This window comes from Paenalcaligenes sp. Me131, from assembly GCF_050487225.1.
Classification (GTDB): domain Bacteria; phylum Pseudomonadota; class Gammaproteobacteria; order Burkholderiales; family Burkholderiaceae_B; genus Paenalcaligenes.
Window position 1 is genome coordinate 658,303 of sequence record NZ_JBKQGY010000003.1, and the last position, 19,688, is coordinate 677,990.

Consider the following 19,688-nt stretch of genomic DNA (forward strand, 5'->3'; position numbering starts at 1 on the left):
CTCATTATTCTCTGCATTATTCCCTTCAGGAGTCTGCCATGGCTAAAGGCAAGTTTGAACGGACTAAACCGCACGTCAACGTAGGTACAATTGGTCACGTTGACCACGGTAAAACAACACTGACTGCAGCGATCTGCACGGTTTTGGCAAAAGCATTCGGCGGCGAAGCACGTGATTACGCGCAAATCGACGCAGCACCTGAAGAGAAAGCTCGTGGTATTACCATCAGCACCTCTCACGTAGAATACGAAACACCTGCACGTCACTACGCACACGTAGACTGCCCAGGTCACGCTGACTACGTTAAAAACATGATTACTGGTGCAGCGCAGATGGATGGCGCGATTCTGGTAGTGTCCGCTGCTGACGGCCCAATGCCTCAGACACGTGAACACATCTTGTTGAGCCGTCAGGTTGGTGTACCTTACATCATCGTGTTCCTGAACAAAGCCGACATGGTTGACGACGAAGAGTTGTTGGAACTGGTAGAAATGGAAGTTCGTGAGCTGTTGTCGAACTACGATTTCCCAGGCGACGACACACCAATCGTTAAAGGTTCCGCTAAGCTGGCACTGGAAGGCGACGAAGGCCCATTGGGTAGCCAAGCTGTATTGGCATTGGCTGAAGCTCTGGACAGCTACATCCCAACACCAGAACGTGCAGTTGACGGTGCATTCTTGATGCCTGTTGAAGACGTGTTCTCCATCTCCGGTCGCGGTACAGTGGTAACTGGCCGTATCGAGCGTGGTATCGTTAAAGTTGGTGAAGAGATCGAGATCGTTGGTATTCGCGAAACTGTAAAATCCACATGCACGGGCGTAGAGATGTTCCGTAAATTGTTGGATCAAGGTGAAGCGGGCGATAACGTTGGTGTATTGCTGCGTGGTACCAAACGTGAAGACGTTGAGCGTGGTCAAGTTTTGGCCAAACCAGGTTCCATCAAGCCACACACAGACTTCACAGCTGAAGTGTACATTCTGTCCAAAGAAGAAGGCGGTCGTCACACACCATTCTTCAAAGGCTACCGTCCTCAGTTCTACTTCCGTACAACTGACGTAACCGGTACTATCGAGCTGCCAGAAGACAAAGAAATGGTTCTGCCAGGCGATAACATTTCCATGACAGTGTCGCTGATTGCGCCTATCGCTATGGAAGAAGGTCTGCGTTTCGCGATTCGCGAAGGTGGCCGTACTGTTGGTGCTGGCGTTGTAGCCAAAATTATTAAATAAAGTAGTAGCCAAAAAGTGCAAAAGAGGGTATTATTCCTCTTTGCACTTATCGGTATGGGTTTCATGCATACCGGTTTTCAAGGTATAGGGGTATAGCTCAATTGGCAGAGCGTCGGTCTCCAAAACCGAAGGTTGAGGGTTCGATTCCTTCTGCCCCTGCCACCCAGTCACTCGTCACACTCTGGTGACGTCTAATCGTCGGATTATGTCGAATACCAACGTAGAAACCGTAAATCGTGGCTCAGAACGTCTAAAACTGGGCCTTGCAGTGTTAGTGCTCGCTGCTGGCATAGTTGGTTACTCCTTGTTAGAGGGGCAATCCGCTTTTGTACGGGTTGGTGTCTTCGTGGGCGCCCTAATCGTGGCAGCCCTCATTGTGTTCCTCAGCGAAACCGGCAAACGACTGATTGGTTTTGCTCGCGATTCCTATCAAGAAGTCCGACGCGTACACTGGCCATCTCGTAAAGAAGCTACCCAAATGACAGGCATTGTGTTCCTGTTTGTGACGGTAATGGCTATTCTGCTCTGGTTGATTGATAAAGGCCTTGAGTGGGTAATCTATAGCCTGTTCTTAGGCTGGAAATAAAGGGCACACATGAGCAAACGTTGGTATGTAGTACACGTTTATTCCGGTATGGAAAAAAGTGTGCAGAAAGCGTTGAAAGAACGGATTGAGCGTGCCGAGCTTGAGCACGCTTTTGGCGATATTCTTATCCCATCCGAAGAAGTCGTAGAAGTAAAGAACGGCAAAAAAACAATTACTGAACGACGTATTTTCCCTGGCTACGTGCTGGTGGAAATGGATCTCACCGATGAGACCTGGCACTTGGTGCGTAGCACCAACCGTGTAAGTGGTTTCTTGGGAGGTTCTGGTAACCGTCCTGCCCCAATTCCAGAACGTGAAGTGCGACAAATCATGTCGCAAATGGAAGAGGGCGGCGAGAAGCCACGTCCTAAAACGTTGTTTGAAGTGGGCGAAATGGTGCGTGTTAAAGAAGGCCCATTCGCTGATTTCAATGGCAACGTAGAAGAAGTGAACTACGAAAAAAGCAAGGTACGTGTTTCGGTTACTATTTTTGGCCGTTCCACACCTGTAGAACTGGATTTTGACCAAGTCGATAAGACTTGATTTTTAACCCCGGGGAGCTATTTCTTCTGAAGTAGCACTATTACCCGCAAGGAGTACATCATGGCGAAGAAAATCGTCGGGTTTATCAAGCTGCAAGTTCCAGCTGGTAAAGCAAACCCATCGCCACCAATTGGTCCAGCACTGGGTCAACGTGGTCTGAACATTATGGAATTTTGTAAGGCATTTAATGCCCAGACTCAGCAAGTAGAGCCAGGTCTGCCAATTCCAGTTGTTATTACTGCTTACGCTGATAAAAGTTTCACTTTTATCATGAAAACTCCACCAGCAACTATTCTGATCAAGAAAGCTGCTGGTCTGAAAAGCGGTTCCGCTCGTCCTAACGTAGACAAAGTTGCTACGCTGACACGCGCTCAAGCCGAAGAAATCGCCAAAACCAAAGAGCCAGATCTGACTGCTGCAGATATGGACGCTGCTGTACGTACCATTGCTGGTACTGCGCGCAGTATGGGCGTTATCGTGGAAGGGGTGTAATCAGTCATGGCTAAATTGAGCAAACGCGCAGCAGCTATCGCTGCCAAAATCGATCGCAACAAACTGTACCCTGTTTCCGACGCACTGGCTTTGATCAAAGAAACGGCAACTGCCAAATTTGACGAATCCGTTGACGTTGCTGTTCAGCTGGGTATTGACCCTCGTAAATCCGACCAATTGGTTCGTGGCTCCGTAGTTCTGCCAGCCGGTACAGGTAAAAGCGTGCGTGTAGCCGTTTTTGCACAAGGCGAGAAAGCTGAAGAAGCTCGTGCAGCTGGTGCTGAGATCGTTGGTATGGAAGATTTGGCTGAGCAAATTAAAGCAGGCCAAATGGATTTCGACGTAGTGATTGCCTCCCCTGACACAATGCGTGTTGTGGGTACGCTAGGTCAAGTATTGGGCCCACGTGGTCTGATGCCTAACCCACGTGTTGGTACAGTAACTCCTGACGTAGCTACAGCAGTGAAAAACGCTAAAGCTGGTCAGATTCAATACCGTACAGACAAAGCAGGTATTATCCACGCAACAATTGGCCGTGCTTCTTTTGATACAGCTAAGTTGCAGGAAAACCTGGTAGCTTTGGTTGACGCGCTGAACAAAGCTCGTCCAGCTGCAGCTAAAGGTGTGTACATGCGTAAAGTAGCCGTATCGTCCACAATGGGCGGCGGTGCTCGTGTAGATATCGCTACTCTGCAAGCTTAATCGCTAGCAGAAAAGCAAAACAGAACTTTGGGCGTAGCTGGCTGATATAGCAGCTACTGCTGTCAAAGACCGTTGGAGGCTTTGTACAACACAGTTGTGCAACCTTAATCGGGATTATCCCATCCAACGTAGACGGCGCCCGCGGAAGATTTTCTACTTCAGAAACTCGACCAGGTGCGCCGCATTCGGTTGATGTCCCGGAGAAGTCCGGACATCTTTATAGGAGTGTTCAAACCGTGAGTCTCAATCGTGAAGAGAAAGCGGTAGTTATCGAAGATGTCGCTGCTCAAGTAGCACAGGCACAATCGATCATTATCGCTGAGTATCGTGGTCTGGACGTCGCTTCCGTTACCGTATTGCGCAAAAAAGCGCGTGAGTCGGGCGTGTATCTGCGTGTTTTGAAAAACACGTTAGTTCGCCGTGCATTGGTAGACACATCTTTCGAAGATATGTCTAGCCAACTGGTAGGTCCTCTGATGTACGCCATCAGTGCTGATCCAGTTGCAGCGGCAAAAGTCATGTCAGATTTCGCTAAAACTAACGACGCGTTGGTCATCAAAGGCGGTGCTATGCCTAATAGCCTGCTGGATGTTAACGGCGTTAAAGCATTGGCAACAATGCCTTCTCGCGAAGAGTTGTTGGCGAAACTGCTTGGCACGATGCAAGCACCTGTCACGCAATTTGTGCGTACGCTTAACGAAGTTCCAACTAAGTTCGCACGTGCCCTGGCGGCCGTACGCGATCAGAAAGAAGCTGCATAATTGCGCTACTTTCCTTAGGGAATTTTGTTGTATCGGACGATACCCAAACCTGGCATTTATATCTAATATCTGGAGTTGAAACATGGCTACTAAAGCTGAAATCCTCGATGCAGTTGCAAACATGACTGTTCTCGAGTTGTCCGAACTGATCAAGGACATGGAAGAGAAATTTGGTGTATCCGCTGCTGCTGCTGCTGTTGCAGTTGCTGCTCCTGCTGCTGCAGGTGGCGAAGCTGCTGCTGAACAAACAGAGTTCACAGTACACCTGAAAGAAGTTGGCGCAAACAAAGTTAGCGTTATTAAAGTTGTGCGTGAATTGACTGGCTTGGGCTTGAAAGAAGCTAAAGACCTGGTTGACGGCGCTCCTAAAGACGTTAAAGAAGGTCTGTCCAAAGCTGACGCTGAAGACGCCAAGAAAAAGCTTGAAGAAGCTGGTGCTGCAGTCGAACTTAAGTAAGACTTTAGTACATGCCCGGGAAGTGTCTTTTTGCCTTCCCGGGCTTTCGCGTCTCTAGAAAACCTGTGATTTTAGTAAGCTTATTTATTACTTGAGTCAGGTTCTCTAGAGTCGTAAACCAGGGTCGTGGTTGACGGCCCGTGTAACCCTTGAGTCGGAGTGCTCATGCCTTATTCGTATACCGAAAAAAAGCGCATACGCAAGAGCTTCGCCAAACGTGAAGACGTACAGCAGGTTCCTTATTTGCTGGCGACCCAGCTACATTCTTTCAGAACGTTTCTTCAACGAGAAACAATTTCTTCTGAACGTAAGTCGGAAGGTCTGCAAGAAGCGTTTAATTCCATTTTCCCTATCGTAAGCCACAATGGCATGGCACGTCTGGAGTTCGTCAGCTATACGCTGGGTGAGCCCGTATTTGACGTGAAAGAGTGCCAAATGCGTGGTTTGACCTATGCATCGCCTTTGCGTGCTAAGGTGCGACTGGTGATCATGGATCGCGAAGTTAGTAAACCCACAGTCAAAGAAGTCAAAGAGCAAGAAGTCTACATGGGCGAAATGCCTTTGATGACTGATAACGGCTCTTTTGTGATCAATGGTACTGAGCGTGTCATTGTATCGCAGTTGCACCGTTCCCCTGGGGTGTTTTTTGAGCATGATCGGGGCAAAACCCATAGCTCCGGTAAGTTGCTGTTCTCAGCTCGTGTTATTCCTTACCGTGGTTCATGGTTGGATTTCGAGTTCGATCCAAAAGATATTCTGTTCTTCCGTATTGACCGTCGTCGTAAGATGCCAGTCAGTATCTTGCTGAAAGCCATCGGCATGACCCCTGAAGCCATTTTGGCTCACTTCTTCGAGTTCGATCATATCGAGCTGTTGGGTGAAGGTGGTCGCTTGCAGTTCGTGGCTAAGCACTGGCGTGGCGAAGTGGCGCGTTTCGACGTGACCGATCGCGATGGCAACGTAATTGTTGAAAAAGACAAACGTATCAATGCCCGTCACCTGCGTCAGCTGGAAGATGCCAAGATTGATTACATCTCTATTCCTGAAGATTACCTGCTAGGCCGTACATTGGCCAAGAATGTGGTTAATCCAGAAACAGGTGAAATCATTGCTAAGGCAAACGACGAAATCACTGAAGGCATTCTGGCCGAAGCTCGCGATGCAAACATTCGTGAGTTGGAAACTCTGTACGTCAACGATTTGGATCAGGGCGGTTATATCTCCCTGACACTGCGCACTGACGACACAGCAGACCAGATGGCTGCACGTGTGGCAATTTACCGCATGATGCGTCCTGGTGAGCCACCAACCGAAGAAGCGGTTGAAGCGCTGTTCCAACGCCTGTTCTACAGCGACGAGACCTACGATTTGTCTCGCGTTGGCCGCATGAAAGTGAACAGCCGTTTAGGCCGTGGCGAAAGCATTGAAGGTCCACTCACACTGACTGACGAAGACATCGTAGACACCATCAAACTGTTGGTAGATCTGCGTAACGGTATTGGCCAGATCGATGATATCGATCACTTGGGCAACCGTCGTGTACGTTGTGTAGGTGAGTTGGCTGAGAACCAATTCCGTGCAGGTTTGGTACGTGTTGAACGCGCCGTGAAAGAGCGTCTGGGTCAAGCTGAAAGCGAAAACCTGATGCCTCACGACTTGATCAACTCGCGTCCAATCTCGGCTGCGGTGAAAGAGTTCTTCGGCTCAAGCCAGTTGTCCCAGTTTATGGACCAGACCAACCCGCTGTCAGAGATTACACACAAACGTCGTGTATCCGCTCTGGGACCTGGTGGTTTGACTCGTGAACGTGCCGGCTTTGAAGTGCGTGACGTGCACCCAACCCACTACGGTCGTGTGTGCCCGATTGAAACGCCTGAAGGTCCAAACATTGGTTTGATCAACTCCATGGCGCTGTATGCGCGTCTGAACGAGTACGGTTTCCTTGAGACACCTTACCGTAAAGTGGTGGATTGTCAGGCTACCGACGAGATCGTGTATCTGTCGGCTATTGAAGAAAGTAACTACATCATCGCTCAGGCTAACGCCGAGTTAGATGACGATCACCGCTTTGTGGATGATCTGGTGGCATGTAGGGAAGCGGGCGAAACGCTGATGACTGCGCCAGAAAACGTGCAGTACATGGACGTTGCTCCTTCACAGATCGTGTCCGTTGCTGCTTCACTGATCCCGTTCCTAGAGCACGATGATGCTAACCGTGCGCTGATGGGTGCCAACATGCAACGTCAGGCCGTACCGTGCTTGCGTCCAGAGAAACCTCTGGTCGGTACCGGTATTGAGCGTACGGTTGCTGTTGACTCGGGTACTACCGTGATGGCCACTCGTGGCGGCTTGGTAGACTACGTGGATGCCGAGCGTGTCGTTATTCGTGTGAACGATGACGAAAACGTAGCGGGTGAAGTGGGTGTAGATATCTACAACCTGACTAAATACACACGTTCTAACCAAAACACCAACATCAACCAACGTCCTATCGTAAAACGTGGTGACGTAGTGGCTCGCGGTGACGTTCTGGCGGATGGTGCTTCCACAGACTTGGGTGAATTGGCTCTGGGTCAAAACATGAAGATCGCCTTCATGACTTGGAACGGTTACAACTTCGAGGATTCGATTTTGATTTCCGAGAAAGTTGTGGCTGACGATCGCTACACTTCGGTGCACATCGAAGAGTTGACGGTTGTTGCTCGTGACACCAAGCTGGGACCTGAAGATATCACACGCGATATCAGCAACTTGTCCGAAGTTCAACTGAACCGTCTGGATGATTCCGGTATTGTGTATATCGGCGCTGAAGTACGTGCAGATGACGTTCTGGTTGGTAAAGTAACGCCTAAAGGCGAAACTCAACTGACACCAGAAGAAAAACTGCTGCGTGCGATTTTCGGTGAAAAAGCATCTGACGTGAAAGACACATCCCTGCGCGTGCCATCCGGCATGGTAGGTACTGTGATCGACGTTCAAGTGTTCACTCGTGAAGGTATTGAGCGCGATAAACGTGCACAGTCCATTATCGATGATGAGCTGCGTCGTTACCGTCAAGATTTGAATGACCAGTTGCGTATCGTGGAAGACGATGCCTTCGACCGTACCGCTAAATTCCTGACCGGTAAGGTTGTGAATGGTGGTCCACGTCGTCTGGCTAAAGGCAGTGAAATCACTGCTGAGTACTTGGCTGATCTAGATCGCTGGCAGTGGTTTGACATCCGTTTGGCGGATGAAGAGCACGCGCTGGTTCTGGAACACACCAAAGACTCTCTGGAACAGAAACGTCACCAGTTCGACTTGGCCTTTGAAGAAAAACGCAAGAAACTCACCCAAGGTGATGAGTTGCCTCCTGGCGTTCTGAAAATGGTTAAGGTGTACTTGGCGGTTAAACGTCGTCTGCAACCTGGTGACAAGATGGCTGGTCGTCACGGTAACAAAGGTGTGGTTTCCCGCATCGTACCGGTAGAAGATATGCCTCACTTGGCCGATGGTACTCCTGTAGACATCGTGTTGAACCCGCTGGGTGTGCCTTCACGTATGAACGTGGGTCAGGTACTGGAAGTTCACTTGGGTTGGGCTGCTAAAGGTCTGGGCGATCGTATTAACGAAATGCTGAGCAACGAGAAAGGTTATCAAGTTGCTGAGCTGCGTGCTTACCTGGAAAAAGTCTACAACACCACTGGCAAACATGCAGACATCGCTTCGTTGACTGACGCTGAGTTGATCTCCATGGCGCATAACCTGCGCAACGGTGTGCCTCTGGCTACTCCGGTATTTGACGGTGCAACTGAGCACGAAATCCAAACGATGTTGGCATTGGCTTACCCAGATGACGTAGCCGAGAAAATGCAATTGGCCAACAGCCGTACTCAAGTGATTTTGTTCGACGGCCGTACTGGTGAACAGTTTGAGCGTCCTGTGACCGTAGGTTACATGCACTACCTGAAACTGCACCACTTGGTTGACGACAAGATGCACGCTCGTTCCACTGGTCCGTACTCCTTGGTTACTCAGCAGCCGCTGGGTGGTAAGGCACAGTTCGGGGGCCAGCGTTTCGGGGAGATGGAGGTTTGGGCACTGGAAGCTTACGGTGCAGCCTACACGTTGCAGGAAATGTTGACTGTGAAGTCTGATGACATCACTGGCCGTACCAAAGTTTACGAGAACATCGTCAAGGGCGATCATGTGATTGATGCCGGTATGCCGGAGTCATTCAACGTTCTGGTCAAGGAAATTCGATCCTTGTCGCTTGACATGGATTTGGAGCGTAAATAATGAAAGCGCTACTCGATCTCTTTAAACAGGTCTCTCAGGATGACCAATTCGATGCGATTCGCATCGGTATCGCGTCTCCTGAGAAAATCCGCTCCTGGTCTTTCGGTGAAGTCCGTAAGCCAGAAACGATTAACTACCGTACTTTCCGCCCTGAGCGCGATGGTCTGTTCTGCGCCAAAATCTTTGGCCCAGTAAAAGACTACGAGTGTTTGTGCGGTAAGTACAAGCGACTGAAACACCGCGGCGTAATCTGCGAGAAGTGTGGTGTTGAAGTAACCGTATCCAAAGTACGTCGTGAACGCATGGGCCACATTGAGCTGGCCTGCCCGGTTGCGCACATCTGGTTCCTGAAGAGCTTGCCCTCCCGTTTGGGTATGGTTCTGGACATGACGCTGCGTGATATCGAGCGTGTTCTGTACTTTGAGGCATGGTGCGTGATCGAGCCAGGCATGACTCCGCTGAAACGCGGTCAGATCATGTCTGATGACGATTACTACGCTAAAACAGAAGAATACGGCGACGACTTCCAAGCCCTGATGGGTGCGGAAGCTGTTCGTGAGTTGCTGCGCACTATCGACATCGATAGAGAAGTAGAAACTCTGCGTGCTGAACTGAAAGCCACTGGCTCCGAAGCTAAGATCAAGAAAATTTCCAAGCGCTTGAAAGTGCTGGAAGGTTTCCAAAAGTCCGGTATCAAACCAGACTGGATGATCTTGGAAGTGCTGCCAGTGTTGCCTCCAGAACTGCGTCCTTTGGTACCACTGGATGGCGGCCGCTTTGCGACTTCTGACCTGAACGATTTGTATCGTCGCGTCATTAACCGTAATAACCGTCTGAAACGCCTGCTGGAACTGAAAGCTCCGGACATCATCCTGCGCAACGAAAAACGTATGCTGCAAGAGTCCGTGGATTCGCTGCTGGATAACGGCCGTCGCGGTAAAGCCATGACTGGCGCTAACAAGCGTCAATTGAAGTCCTTGGCTGACATGATTAAAGGTAAAGGCGGTCGTTTCCGTCAGAACCTGTTGGGTAAACGTGTTGACTACTCCGGTCGTTCCGTGATCGTTGTGGGTCCACAATTGAAACTGCACCAGTGTGGTCTGCCAAAATTGATGGCGCTGGAGCTGTTCAAGCCCTTTATTTTCAACCGTCTGGAAAAAATGGATTTGGCGCAGACCATCAAGGCCGCCAAACGCATGGTTGAAAATCAGGAACCCGTAGTTTGGGATATTCTGGAAGAAGTGATTCGTGAACACCCAGTAATGCTGAACCGTGCACCTACGCTGCACCGTCTGGGTATTCAGGCTTTTGAGCCAATGCTGATCGAAGGTAAAGCGATTCAGTTGCACCCCTTAGTGTGTGCAGCGTTTAACGCTGACTTTGACGGTGACCAGATGGCGGTACACGTGCCGTTGTCCTTGGAAGCTCAGTTAGAAGCGCGTACTTTGATGCTGGCATCGAACAACGTATTGTTCCCAGCTAACGGTGAGCCTTCTATCGTTCCTTCTCAGGATATCGTGCTGGGTGTGTACTACGCGACGCGTGATCGTATCAACGGCAAAGGTGAAGGTATGTTCTTCGCCAACGTCGCTGAGGTTCAGCGTGCGTACGACAACCACGAAGTTGAACTGCAATCGCGCGTAACCGTGCGTTTGCCTGAGTACGATAAAAACGAAGCAGGTGAGTGGGTTGAAAGGCTGCAACGCTTTGAAACCACCGTTGGTCGTGCCTTGTTGTCCGAGATTCTGCCTCACGGCCTTTCTTTCAAAGTTCTGAATCAGACGCTGAAGAAAAAAGAAATCTCCAAGCTGATCAACCTGTCTTTCCGTCGTTGCGGCCTGCGTGCCACAGTGATTTTTGCTGACAAACTGATGCAGTCTGGTTTCCGCCTGGCTACGCGTGGTGGTATTTCCATCTCCATGCGTGACATGGTGGTGCCTACCGTCAAGGCTGAAATCCTTGAGCAAGCCGGTAACGAAGTTAAAGAGATTGATAAACAGTACTCGTCCGGTCTGGTGACTGCACAGGAACGTTACAACAACGTGGTAGATATCTGGGGTAAAGCCAGTGACCGCGTTGGTAAAGCCATGATGGAACAACTGGCAACTGAGCCAGTGATTGACCGTCACGGTGAGGAAGTCCGTCAGGAGTCTTTCAACTCCATTTACATGATGGCTGACTCCGGGGCTCGTGGTTCCGCAGCACAGATTCGTCAGTTGGCAGGTATGCGTGGTCTGATGGCTAAGCCCGATGGCTCCATTATTGAGACACCTATTACTGCGAACTTCCGTGAAGGTTTGAACGTACTTCAGTACTTTATTTCCACTCACGGTGCTCGTAAAGGTCTGGCTGATACGGCGCTGAAAACGGCTAACTCTGGTTACCTGACTCGTCGTCTGGTAGACGTGACCCAAGACTTGGTGATCACAGAAGACGATTGCGGTACATCCAGCGGTTACACCATGAAAGCGGTGCTGGATGGTGGTGAGGTTATTGAAGCGTTGCGCGACCGTATTTTGGGTCGTGTGGCTGCTACTGACATCATCAACCCTGATACACAAGAAACTGCAATCCCTGCCGGTACATTGCTGGATGAGGACAAAGTTGAGCTGATCGATGCGCTGGGTATTGACGAAGTCAAGATCCGTACACCACTGACATGTGAAACACGTCATGGTCTATGTGCACATTGTTACGGTCGTGATCTGGGTCGCGGTGTGTTGGTTAACCGTGGTGAAGCAGTGGGTGTTATCGCTGCTCAGTCCATCGGTGAACCAGGTACACAGTTGACGATGCGTACGTTCCACATTGGTGGTGCGGCGTCTCGTGCAGCGACAACCAGCACAGTGGAAACCAAAATTGCTGGTCACGTTGGCTTTGCCATCGGCTTGCGCTATGTGACCAACAGCAAAGGCGAGAAAGTTGCGATCTCCCGTTCTGGCGAAATCATCATTTATGATGACAACCGTCGCGAACGTGAACGTCACAAAATCCCTTACGGTGCAAACATTGCCGTGGCGGATGGCGAGAGCGTCAAAGCTGGTCAGCGCGTTGCAAGTTGGGATCCATTGACTCGTCCTATCGTGTCCGAGTACTCCGGTTCCGTACGCTTCGAGAACATCGAAGAGAACGTAACCGTTGCTCGTCAGGTTGACGAAGTTACTGGTCTGTCTACCTTGGTGGTGATTACACCTAAGACTCGCGGTGGTAAAACATCCGTACGTCCGCAGATCAAACTGCTGAATGAAGCAGGCGAAGAGATCAAGATTGCGGGTACAGACCACATGGTAAACATCTCCTTCCCAGTGGGCGCGCTGATTACAGTGCGTGACGGGCAGCAGGTGGGCGTGGGTGAAATTCTGGCTCGTATTCCTCAGGAATCCCAGAAAACTCGCGATATTACCGGGGGTCTGCCACGTGTGGCTGAACTGTTCGAAGCTCGTTCACCAAAAGATGCTGGCTTGCTGGCAGAAGTTACTGGTACGGTTTCCTTCGGTAAAGACACCAAAGGTAAGCAGCGTCTGATCATCACTGACTTGGAAGGCGTAAGCCACGAGTTCCTGATTCCTAAAGAGAAACAGGTTCTGGTGCACGACGGCCAAGTTGTGAACAAAGGTGAAACCATTGTTGACGGTCCAGCTGATCCGCACGATATCTTGCGTTTGAAAGGTATTGAGCAATTGGCCAGCTACATTGTTAACGAAGTGCAGGACGTTTACCGTCTGCAGGGTGTGAAGATTAACGATAAGCACATCGAAGTGATTGTTCGCCAGATGCTGCGTCGTGTTCACATTACTGATGCGGGTGATACCGAGTTCATCACAGGTGAACAGGTAGAGCGTTCCGAGCTGTTGAACGAGAACGATCGTGTCGTAGCGAAAGATGAAATCCCAGCTACTTACGAAAACGTACTGTTGGGTATTACTAAAGCATCGCTGTCTACTGACTCCTTCATCTCTGCGGCTTCTTTCCAGGAAACCACACGAGTACTGACTGAAGCAGCCATCATGGGTAAACGTGATGACCTGCGTGGTCTGAAAGAGAACGTGATTGTTGGTCGATTGATTCCTGCTGGTACGGGTATGGCTTATCACAATGCCCGTCACAACAAAGAAATCTTCGAGCAAGCAGAGCGTCAGGCAGCACGTGCACAGGAAAACCCGTTCATGAGCGACAACAACCCATTTGTGGATGTTGAAGACGCTGCATCGGCAGAACCTGAAGCATCAGCATCATTGGACGCGAGTGACGAGGAGTAATCCTTAAGTTCGCTGTCTACTGACTGCATCAACAACCCCCTGTTACCTTCGGGTACAGGGGGTTGTTGTTTGTGGGGTCAGAAAAGGGCATTATGCGAGAACATCTAGTGTGATCCCTTTCTTTACTGTCTTGTGCTATGCAATTTTCTGTTGCCACTCTGTTGCGACGCCTACGGTTATCGCAGCTGTATATTTTTGACGAAACGCTTAGCCGAGGCTCTATTCTGGCCGCCTCTAGAGTCCTGCACATGAGCCAACCTGCAGTGACCAAAGCCATCCAAGATATGGAAGAAACACTGGGGCAAAGCCTATTCATACGCACCAGCCAAGGGGTACGACCCACAGAGTTTGGCTTGATGCTAGAGCGGCATATCAAAACACTGGTTACCGATTTCCGTTATCTGATTGATGATCTGAATAACTGGAATACGGGGATTTCTGGGCGCATTGTGGTGGGTACGATGCTGACGGCATCGGTGGATTTTTTGCCTAGAGCAATCATGCGCCTGAAAGAATTAGCACCAAATGTGACCGTGGAAATTAAAGTGGGGGTGAATGAAAAACTGCACCCTGGTTTGGCTAAAGGCGAGCTAGATATTATGTTGGGCTTGCTCCCCCTTACATCGGCACAGGATGAGTTAGAACATACGGTACTCTATGAGGAAAGCCTCTGTGCGGTGGTGGGTAAGCAGAATCCTTTGGCGGTACAACTCAAAGAAGACTGGCTACTGGATGAGGGGTTGAGCTGGATTATTCCCCCTGTTAATACAGAAGCTGGTGCAGCAGTCACACAGTTTTTTGAGCGTAGAGCTCTGAAGCACCCCTTACGTACCATAGAGTCAGTATCCATCATGACCAACATAGGCATTTTGACGGAGTCTAACTTTGTGGCGCTGATGCCTTCTACCGTGGCGCACCGTTTTATTCAATTGGGGGTGTTAAGCCTATTGCCGCTGAACGATCGTGTGGTCTTGGGCAGCATAGGTTATACCTTACTGAAAGATCGACCTACTAGCCCTGCCTGTCAACGCTTCATTGATGCGCTCAATGAGGTGGTGTTGGCTACGCTGCCCTAGGTACACTGGGCCAGCCTACTAGGGCTTGTACGGATATCGGTAATGGTTATACCGATGCGCAATCTTTTGATTATTCGAAGACAAATCAGGTACCTACAATCGAAGCATACCTTAGCTTCTGATTGTGGAGTCTGCTTGTGCATGCACCTGTTCTACCCAAAAGCCTTAAACATTGCCGTTGCTACGTGAACGGTGAGTTTGTTAAGAGCACCAAGACGTTTGCGAATTACTCCCCCGTAGACGGTAAACAAATTGCCGTTGTGTATGAGGCGGATGAGGCGTTAGTGGATTATGCGGTCCACAGTGCGAAGAAAGCATTATCAGGCCCTTGGGGAGCCATGACAGTAGAGCAGCGTGCCGTGTTATTGCATAAGGTGGCAGACATCATCGAAGCACGTTTTGATGAGTTTGTGGCTGCAGAGGTGATGGATACAGGCCGACCTGTACATCAGGCTAAGACATTGGATGTGTATAGGGGCATACATAACCTGCGTACTTTTGCTGATCTAGGCAAGCAGGCGCACGGTGAGATGTTTGAAAGCCATTTGCCAGACGGTACACAACTGTTGAATTACACCCGTCGTAGCCCTGTAGGGGTGGTGGCTAGTATTTCGCCTTGGAATTTGCCCTTGCTGTCGCTAACGTGGAAAGCGGCACCCGCCCTGATCTGTGGCAATACCTTGTTATGCAAACCGTCTGAAGAAACACCATCTTCTGCTACGTTGCTGGCAGAGGCCTTTCATGAAGCGGGTGTGCCTCCCGGCGTATTCAATGTGTTGCATGGGTTTGGGAAAGACTCTACGGGCGAGTTTTTGACAAGTCATCACGAAATAGATGCGGTGACGTTTACTGGTGAGTCAGGTACTGGGTCCACCATCATGCAGGCGGTGGCGCAGGGTGTAAAACCCGTGTCGTTTGAGCTGGGTGGCAAAAATGCCGCCATTGTATTTAAAGAAGCTGATTTTACTGCGGCAGTGCAAGGCATTGTCCGCTCATCCTTTACGAATAGTGGGCAGGTCTGTTTGTGCACTGAGCGCGTCTATGTGCATCGCTCTATTTTTAAGCAGTTTGTGGCCGCATTGAAAGTGGCGACAGAGGCGTTGAAAGTGGGCAAGCCCAATGACCCTGATGTGAATATGGGGCCGTTGATTTCGCTAGTGCATAAAGAGAAAGTACTCGGCTATATGCGCTTAGCCGAGGAGGAAGGGGCCGTCGTGGTGACGGGCGGCGGAGTCCCTACGTTTAATGATGAACGCGATTATGGCGCGTATGTACAGCCCACGGTGTGGACGGGCTTGCCAGATACCGCGCGTTGCATGCAAGAGGAAGTGTTTGGCCCGGTATGTCATATCTCGCCCTTTGATGATGAGGATGAGGTGATACAGCGCGCGAACAACACGCACTACGGGTTGGCCGCTGTGCTGTGGACTGAAAATTTGTCCCAGGCACATAGAGTTGCGGCACAGATGAAAGTCGGGGTCGTATGGGTCAACCATTGGTTTGCTCGAGATCTACGCACGCCTTTTGGTGGCCAGAAACTATCGGGACTAGGGCGAGAGGGTGGCGCCTATTCACTGGAGTTTTACTCTGAGACCACTAACGTCTCTGTACGTATTTAAGACCGCATCGTTCATCGTTATTTTTGGGAAATCGTAGTTATGTCTGATTACTCGTTAGAGGCAATTGCCCAAGCATTGTGGCAAGCACAAGAAAGCCGTGTGGCTATACCTCCAGTCGCTGATGCTATACACGCATTGACATCAAAAGGGCAGTCAGCGCTAGAAACCGCATATGCCATTCAACGTATGAATGCAGAGCGGCAGTTGACGATGGGTGGGCGGTTGATTGGCAGAAAAATAGGGCTGACCTCTACCGTTGTGCAGCAGCAGTTGGGTGTGAATGAACCAGACTTTGGTGCGTTGTTTGCGCATATGGCGTATGGGTGCAGCCAAGAGTTGGATACGAATGCGTGGATACAGCCCAAGATTGAGGCAGAAATTGCGTTGGTGTTGGAGCGTGATCTTTGTGCTGAGCGTCATAGTTTTGCGGATCTGATTTCGGCTACAGCGTATGTATTGCCCGCCATCGAGATTGTGGATAGCCGCATAGAGAATTGGAAAATCAGCTTGCTAGATACGGTGGCGGATAACGCTTCATCAGCAGCATTGGTATTAGGGTCTAGGCCGGTATCGTTGCGCGATGTAGAGCTTGCCCGATGCGGCATGGTGATGTCGCGTCGTGGTGACCAAATTTCGGTAGGGGCAGGCGCTGCATGTTTGGGGAACCCCCTTAATGCAGCGGTATGGTTGGCTGACACGATGGTGAAATTGGGTACGCCTTTACAGGCAGGAGACATTTTGCTGACGGGGGCATTGGGGCCTATGGCTACAGTGCAAGCCGGTGACGCCGTCACCGTGGATATTGAAGGGTTAGGACGTGTGAGTGCCTGCTTTGGTTAAGGCCAGATACGCGTCCCCCATCATCCCCACAGCAGAGAAAAAGGAGAAACAACATGCAGTCCGTCTTTAAGGATATTGCCACGCATCTGGATGCGGCGGCACTCACCAAACAAGCCGTAGAACAATATGCACCAGGTACGTTTGACCTTGAACAGGCCTACGCCATTCAACGTGAATCTATCGCGCACCGTGTTGCGCGAGGCCATGCTATTCGAGGGGTGAAGCTGGGGTTCACCAGTAGAGCCAAGATGAAACAGATGGGGGTAGATGACCTGATTTGGGGATGGCTCACCAATGACATGCTATTTGAGGAAGGCAGCAATATCAGCTTATCGGCATTTATTCACCCACGCGTTGAGCCTGAGGTCTGCTTTCTGACGAAGCGAGCGATCACGGGGCCGATCACTGCCTTAGAGGCCGTGCAGTACATAGAAGCTGTTGCACCAGCGTTAGAAATTATCGACTCACGATTTCAGAACTTCAAATTTGATTTGAACAATGTGGTGGCCGATAACTGTTCTTCATCTGGGTTGGTGGTGGGGGAGTGGTCTAGCGCGTTCACCGCATTGCACAACGCATTCGTGAGCTTATCGGTAGACGGTAGGCCTGTGCAGTTGGGTTCTACGGCGGCCATTCTTGGTAATCCGTTGCGAGCCATTGTGCAGGTCTCGCGTTTATTGGGCGAGTCTGGTCAGACTTTACCCGCTGGTAGCTTGATTATGGCAGGTGCGGCAACCGCTGCTGAGGCGATGAAGGCTGGCACCTATGTAGATGTGGATGTGCGTGGCGTAGGCCAAGCCGGTTTTCATGTGGTGAGTTGAGATGCAGAACAAACAAACAGGCGATCACTCTGCAGTGATTGCTGGACGCGCAAAGCCTAGGGGCAAGTTTCCCCATTACCGCCGCGCGGGCGACTTTATCTATGTGTCTGGTACCAGCTCACGGCGCAGTGATAACAGCTTTGAAGGTGTAGCGGTTGATGAAATGGGTGTCACGAATTTGGATGTGCGAGTGCAAACACGCGCTGTGCTCAATAACATCCAAGCCATCTTACAGAGTGCCGGTGCAGACTTGAGTGATGTGGTTGAGATGGGTGTGTTTTTGGTCAACATGAATGACTTTGGTGGTTTTAATGAAGTCTGGGCCGAGTTCTTTGATTACTCCGGTCCGACGCGAACCACGGTGGCTGTGCATCAGTTACCGCACCCCCATCTCCTGATCGAAATTAAAGCAGTTGCCTATAAACCTATCAGTACAGGGGGAGAGACATGAAGCTGAAATATGGCATGCCATTAAATTTCCAGCGTTGGTTAATAGAGCATGAGCAGCAACTGAAGCCACCCGTGAATAATCAGCAAATCTGGGAGGATGCTGACTTCATGATTACGGTGGTAGGTGGCCCAAACGAGCGTACGGATTTCCACGATGATCCGGTTGAAGAGTACTTCTGGCAGATCAAGGGTAATGCCAATTTACTGATGTGGGATCAAGGCACGTTTGAACGGGTGCATCTAAAAGAGGGGGACATGTTCTTGATGGCGCCCCATGTGATTCATTCACCTCAACGTCCCGAAGCTGGCAGTTTATGTTTGGTGATTGAGCACAAGCGTCCGCCCGAAGCTAAAGATGCATTGCAGTGGTTTTGCGCATGTTGTGGTACGCGTATCCGCCGCTTTGAAATGCTTCTGGACAGCATTGTGGATGACTTACCGCCAGTTTATGAGATGTTTTATGGTCTGTCAGATGAGGAGCGACGCTGCACCAAGTGTGGTGAGGTGCACCCCGGGCACGACTACCGAGCGTGGCATAAAACGCTGAAGCAACATTACCCCACTGTCTGATTATGCGCATCGATATACATTCACATTTTTTCCCCGCCTTGAGCCGTGATGTGGCTCATGCCATTGATCCAGAGCGTGCAGCATGGCTGCAAATAGAGTCTAGCGGAAACGCTGGTCAGATTATGGTGGGTGATCAACCGTTCAGGCCCGTGTATAGGGCATTGTGGGATCCAGATTTTAGGGTGCAGGAGTTAGATGCTCAGAACATTGATATACAAGTGGTGTGTTCCACTCCCGTGTTGTTTGGTTATTGCTGGGATGTGGGCAAAGCAAATGACTGGGCACAACGATTAAATGACGAAGCTGTACAGTTTTGCTCAGCACACCCTACTCGATTAAAAGCCTTATCCCAGGTGCCATTGCAAAACTTGAAACTGGCATGTGCTGAAGCCTCAAGAGCACAAAAAATGGGCTGTGTAGGGGTGCAAATAGGAAACCATGTGGCGGATAAAGATTTAGATCACCCTGACATGGTGGATTTCTTAATTCACTGTGCTGATGAGCATATCCCAGTCTTTATTCATCCTTGGGACATGATGGGTGGATCAGACCGTATGCAGCAATGGATGTTGCCGTGGTTGGTAGCCATGCCAGCGGAAACCCAGCTGGGTATGTTGTCGTTGATTTTATCTGGTGCGTTAGAGCGTATTCCTGAGCATGCCAAGATTTGTTTTGCGCATGGGGGCGGCAGCTTTGCCTACTTGTTAGGGCGTGTGGATAACGCATGGAAGCATCGCGATATTGTGCGTCAGAACTGCCCGCGTTTGCCGTCTGAATATGCGCATAGGCTGTATACCGATGGCGCGGTATTCAATGAAGAGGCATTACGCATGTTAGTGGGCGTGATGGGTGAGGAGCGCGTGATGTTGGGTTCGGACTATCCCTTCCCACTCGGTGAGCAGCAGATAGGGCAATTAATTGATGGGGCGGCTTTTAACGCAGAGCAGAAAGCCAAGTTGCTTTATCAAAATGCACAGCAGTTTTTCGCTTTATAACGATTAACAC

The 19,688-nt window shown here is 50.2% G+C and carries 16 protein-coding genes and 1 tRNA gene; all 17 read left to right on the forward strand.

Annotated elements, in window-relative coordinates; translation table 11 throughout:
* Positions 1 to 38 precede the first annotated feature (38 nt).
* The 17 genes from tuf to ACLPHM_RS14795 all read left to right on the forward strand — a co-directional run bounded on the left by tuf (position 39) and on the right by ACLPHM_RS14795 (position 19,678).
* Positions 39 to 1,229 carry an elongation factor Tu gene (tuf, locus tag ACLPHM_RS14715; RefSeq protein WP_430221969.1) on the forward strand — a complete coding sequence of 397 codons (1,191 nt, stop codon included), beginning with the start codon at positions 39 to 41 and terminating at the stop codon, positions 1,227 to 1,229.
* Between the two features lie 86 nt (positions 1,230 to 1,315).
* A tRNA-Trp gene (locus tag ACLPHM_RS14720) sits at positions 1,316 to 1,391 on the forward strand.
* Between the two features lie 43 nt (positions 1,392 to 1,434).
* On the forward strand, positions 1,435 to 1,815 hold the full coding sequence (secE, locus tag ACLPHM_RS14725; protein WP_166409879.1) for a preprotein translocase subunit SecE: 381 nt from the start codon (positions 1,435 to 1,437) through the stop codon (positions 1,813 to 1,815).
* A gap of 9 nt (positions 1,816 to 1,824) precedes the next feature.
* Entirely contained in the window at positions 1,825 to 2,358 is a 534-nt protein-coding gene (nusG, locus tag ACLPHM_RS14730; RefSeq protein WP_430221970.1) for a transcription termination/antitermination protein NusG, read from the forward strand.
* Between the two features lie 60 nt (positions 2,359 to 2,418).
* Complete coding sequence (rplK, locus tag ACLPHM_RS14735) at positions 2,419 to 2,850, forward strand: 50S ribosomal protein L11 (protein WP_135867107.1); 432 nt, start codon at positions 2,419 to 2,421, stop codon at positions 2,848 to 2,850.
* Positions 2,851 to 2,856: 6 nt separating this feature from the next.
* Entirely contained in the window at positions 2,857 to 3,552 is a 696-nt protein-coding gene (rplA, locus tag ACLPHM_RS14740) for a 50S ribosomal protein L1 (protein WP_430221971.1), read from the forward strand.
* Between the two features lie 236 nt (positions 3,553 to 3,788).
* Entirely contained in the window at positions 3,789 to 4,313 is a 525-nt protein-coding gene (gene rplJ / locus ACLPHM_RS14745) for a 50S ribosomal protein L10 (protein ID WP_430221972.1), read from the forward strand.
* Between the two features lie 82 nt (positions 4,314 to 4,395).
* The gene (gene rplL / locus ACLPHM_RS14750; protein ID WP_135863573.1) at positions 4,396 to 4,770 is read left to right on the forward strand and encodes a 50S ribosomal protein L7/L12; all 375 of its coding nucleotides are present in this window, start codon (positions 4,396 to 4,398) and stop codon (positions 4,768 to 4,770) included.
* Between the two features lie 165 nt (positions 4,771 to 4,935).
* Positions 4,936 to 9,048, forward strand: coding sequence for a DNA-directed RNA polymerase subunit beta (gene rpoB / locus ACLPHM_RS14755; protein WP_430221973.1), 4,113 nt, complete (start codon positions 4,936 to 4,938; stop codon positions 9,046 to 9,048).
* Entirely contained in the window at positions 9,048 to 13,307 is a 4,260-nt protein-coding gene (gene rpoC / locus ACLPHM_RS14760) for a DNA-directed RNA polymerase subunit beta' (RefSeq protein WP_430221974.1), read from the forward strand. Before rpoB ends, rpoC begins: the two co-directional genes overlap by 1 nt.
* A 137-nt stretch (positions 13,308 to 13,444) precedes the next feature.
* Positions 13,445 to 14,383 (forward strand): LysR family transcriptional regulator, encoded by a 939-nt coding sequence (locus ACLPHM_RS14765; RefSeq protein ID WP_430221975.1) that lies wholly within the window; start codon positions 13,445 to 13,447, stop codon positions 14,381 to 14,383.
* Between the two features lie 137 nt (positions 14,384 to 14,520).
* Positions 14,521 to 16,002, forward strand: coding sequence for a 2-hydroxymuconic semialdehyde dehydrogenase (locus tag ACLPHM_RS14770; protein ID WP_430221976.1), 1,482 nt, complete (start codon positions 14,521 to 14,523; stop codon positions 16,000 to 16,002).
* Positions 16,003 to 16,041: 39 nt separating this feature from the next.
* Positions 16,042 to 16,842, forward strand: a complete 801-nt coding sequence (locus ACLPHM_RS14775) for a 2-keto-4-pentenoate hydratase (RefSeq protein WP_430221977.1) — start codon at positions 16,042 to 16,044, stop codon at positions 16,840 to 16,842.
* 53 nt (positions 16,843 to 16,895) lie between these two features.
* The gene (locus ACLPHM_RS14780) at positions 16,896 to 17,663 is read left to right on the forward strand and encodes a 2-keto-4-pentenoate hydratase (protein WP_430221978.1); all 768 of its coding nucleotides are present in this window, start codon (positions 16,896 to 16,898) and stop codon (positions 17,661 to 17,663) included.
* A gap of 1 nt (position 17,664) precedes the next feature.
* Positions 17,665 to 18,114 carry a RidA family protein gene (locus ACLPHM_RS14785; protein ID WP_430221979.1) on the forward strand — a complete coding sequence of 150 codons (450 nt, stop codon included), beginning with the start codon at positions 17,665 to 17,667 and terminating at the stop codon, positions 18,112 to 18,114.
* Entirely contained in the window at positions 18,111 to 18,683 is a 573-nt protein-coding gene (locus ACLPHM_RS14790) for a 3-hydroxyanthranilate 3,4-dioxygenase (RefSeq protein ID WP_430221980.1), read from the forward strand. Before ACLPHM_RS14785 ends, ACLPHM_RS14790 begins: the two co-directional genes overlap by 4 nt.
* A gap of 2 nt (positions 18,684 to 18,685) precedes the next feature.
* Positions 18,686 to 19,678: an amidohydrolase family protein gene (locus tag ACLPHM_RS14795; RefSeq protein ID WP_430221981.1), complete on the forward strand. Its 993-nt coding sequence runs from the start codon at positions 18,686 to 18,688 to the stop codon at positions 19,676 to 19,678.
* Positions 19,679 to 19,688 lie beyond the last annotated feature (10 nt).

Bases quoted from the DNA above. Each gene is read 5' to 3' on its own strand.
- ACLPHM_RS14775 (WP_430221977.1), top strand. From the start codon at position 16,042: ATGTCTGATTACTCGTTAGAGGCAATTGCCCAAGCATTGTGGCAAGCA.
- ACLPHM_RS14765 (WP_430221975.1), top strand. From the start codon at position 13,445: ATGCAATTTTCTGTTGCCACTCTGTTGCGACGCCTACGGTTATCGCAG.
- secE (WP_166409879.1), top strand. From the start codon at position 1,435: ATGTCGAATACCAACGTAGAAACCGTAAATCGTGGCTCAGAACGTCTA.
- ACLPHM_RS14790 (WP_430221980.1), top strand. From the start codon at position 18,111: ATGAAGCTGAAATATGGCATGCCATTAAATTTCCAGCGTTGGTTAATA.
- rplL (WP_135863573.1), top strand. From the start codon at position 4,396: ATGGCTACTAAAGCTGAAATCCTCGATGCAGTTGCAAACATGACTGTT.
- rpoC (WP_430221974.1), top strand. From the start codon at position 9,048: ATGAAAGCGCTACTCGATCTCTTTAAACAGGTCTCTCAGGATGACCAA.
- rplA (WP_430221971.1), top strand. From the start codon at position 2,857: ATGGCTAAATTGAGCAAACGCGCAGCAGCTATCGCTGCCAAAATCGAT.
- ACLPHM_RS14795 (WP_430221981.1), top strand. From the start codon at position 18,686: ATGCGCATCGATATACATTCACATTTTTTCCCCGCCTTGAGCCGTGAT.
- rpoB (WP_430221973.1), top strand. From the start codon at position 4,936: ATGCCTTATTCGTATACCGAAAAAAAGCGCATACGCAAGAGCTTCGCC.
- tuf (WP_430221969.1), top strand. From the start codon at position 39: ATGGCTAAAGGCAAGTTTGAACGGACTAAACCGCACGTCAACGTAGGT.
- ACLPHM_RS14785 (WP_430221979.1), top strand. From the start codon at position 17,665: ATGCAGAACAAACAAACAGGCGATCACTCTGCAGTGATTGCTGGACGC.
- ACLPHM_RS14780 (WP_430221978.1), top strand. From the start codon at position 16,896: ATGCAGTCCGTCTTTAAGGATATTGCCACGCATCTGGATGCGGCGGCA.
- rplK (WP_135867107.1), top strand. From the start codon at position 2,419: ATGGCGAAGAAAATCGTCGGGTTTATCAAGCTGCAAGTTCCAGCTGGT.
- nusG (WP_430221970.1), top strand. From the start codon at position 1,825: ATGAGCAAACGTTGGTATGTAGTACACGTTTATTCCGGTATGGAAAAA.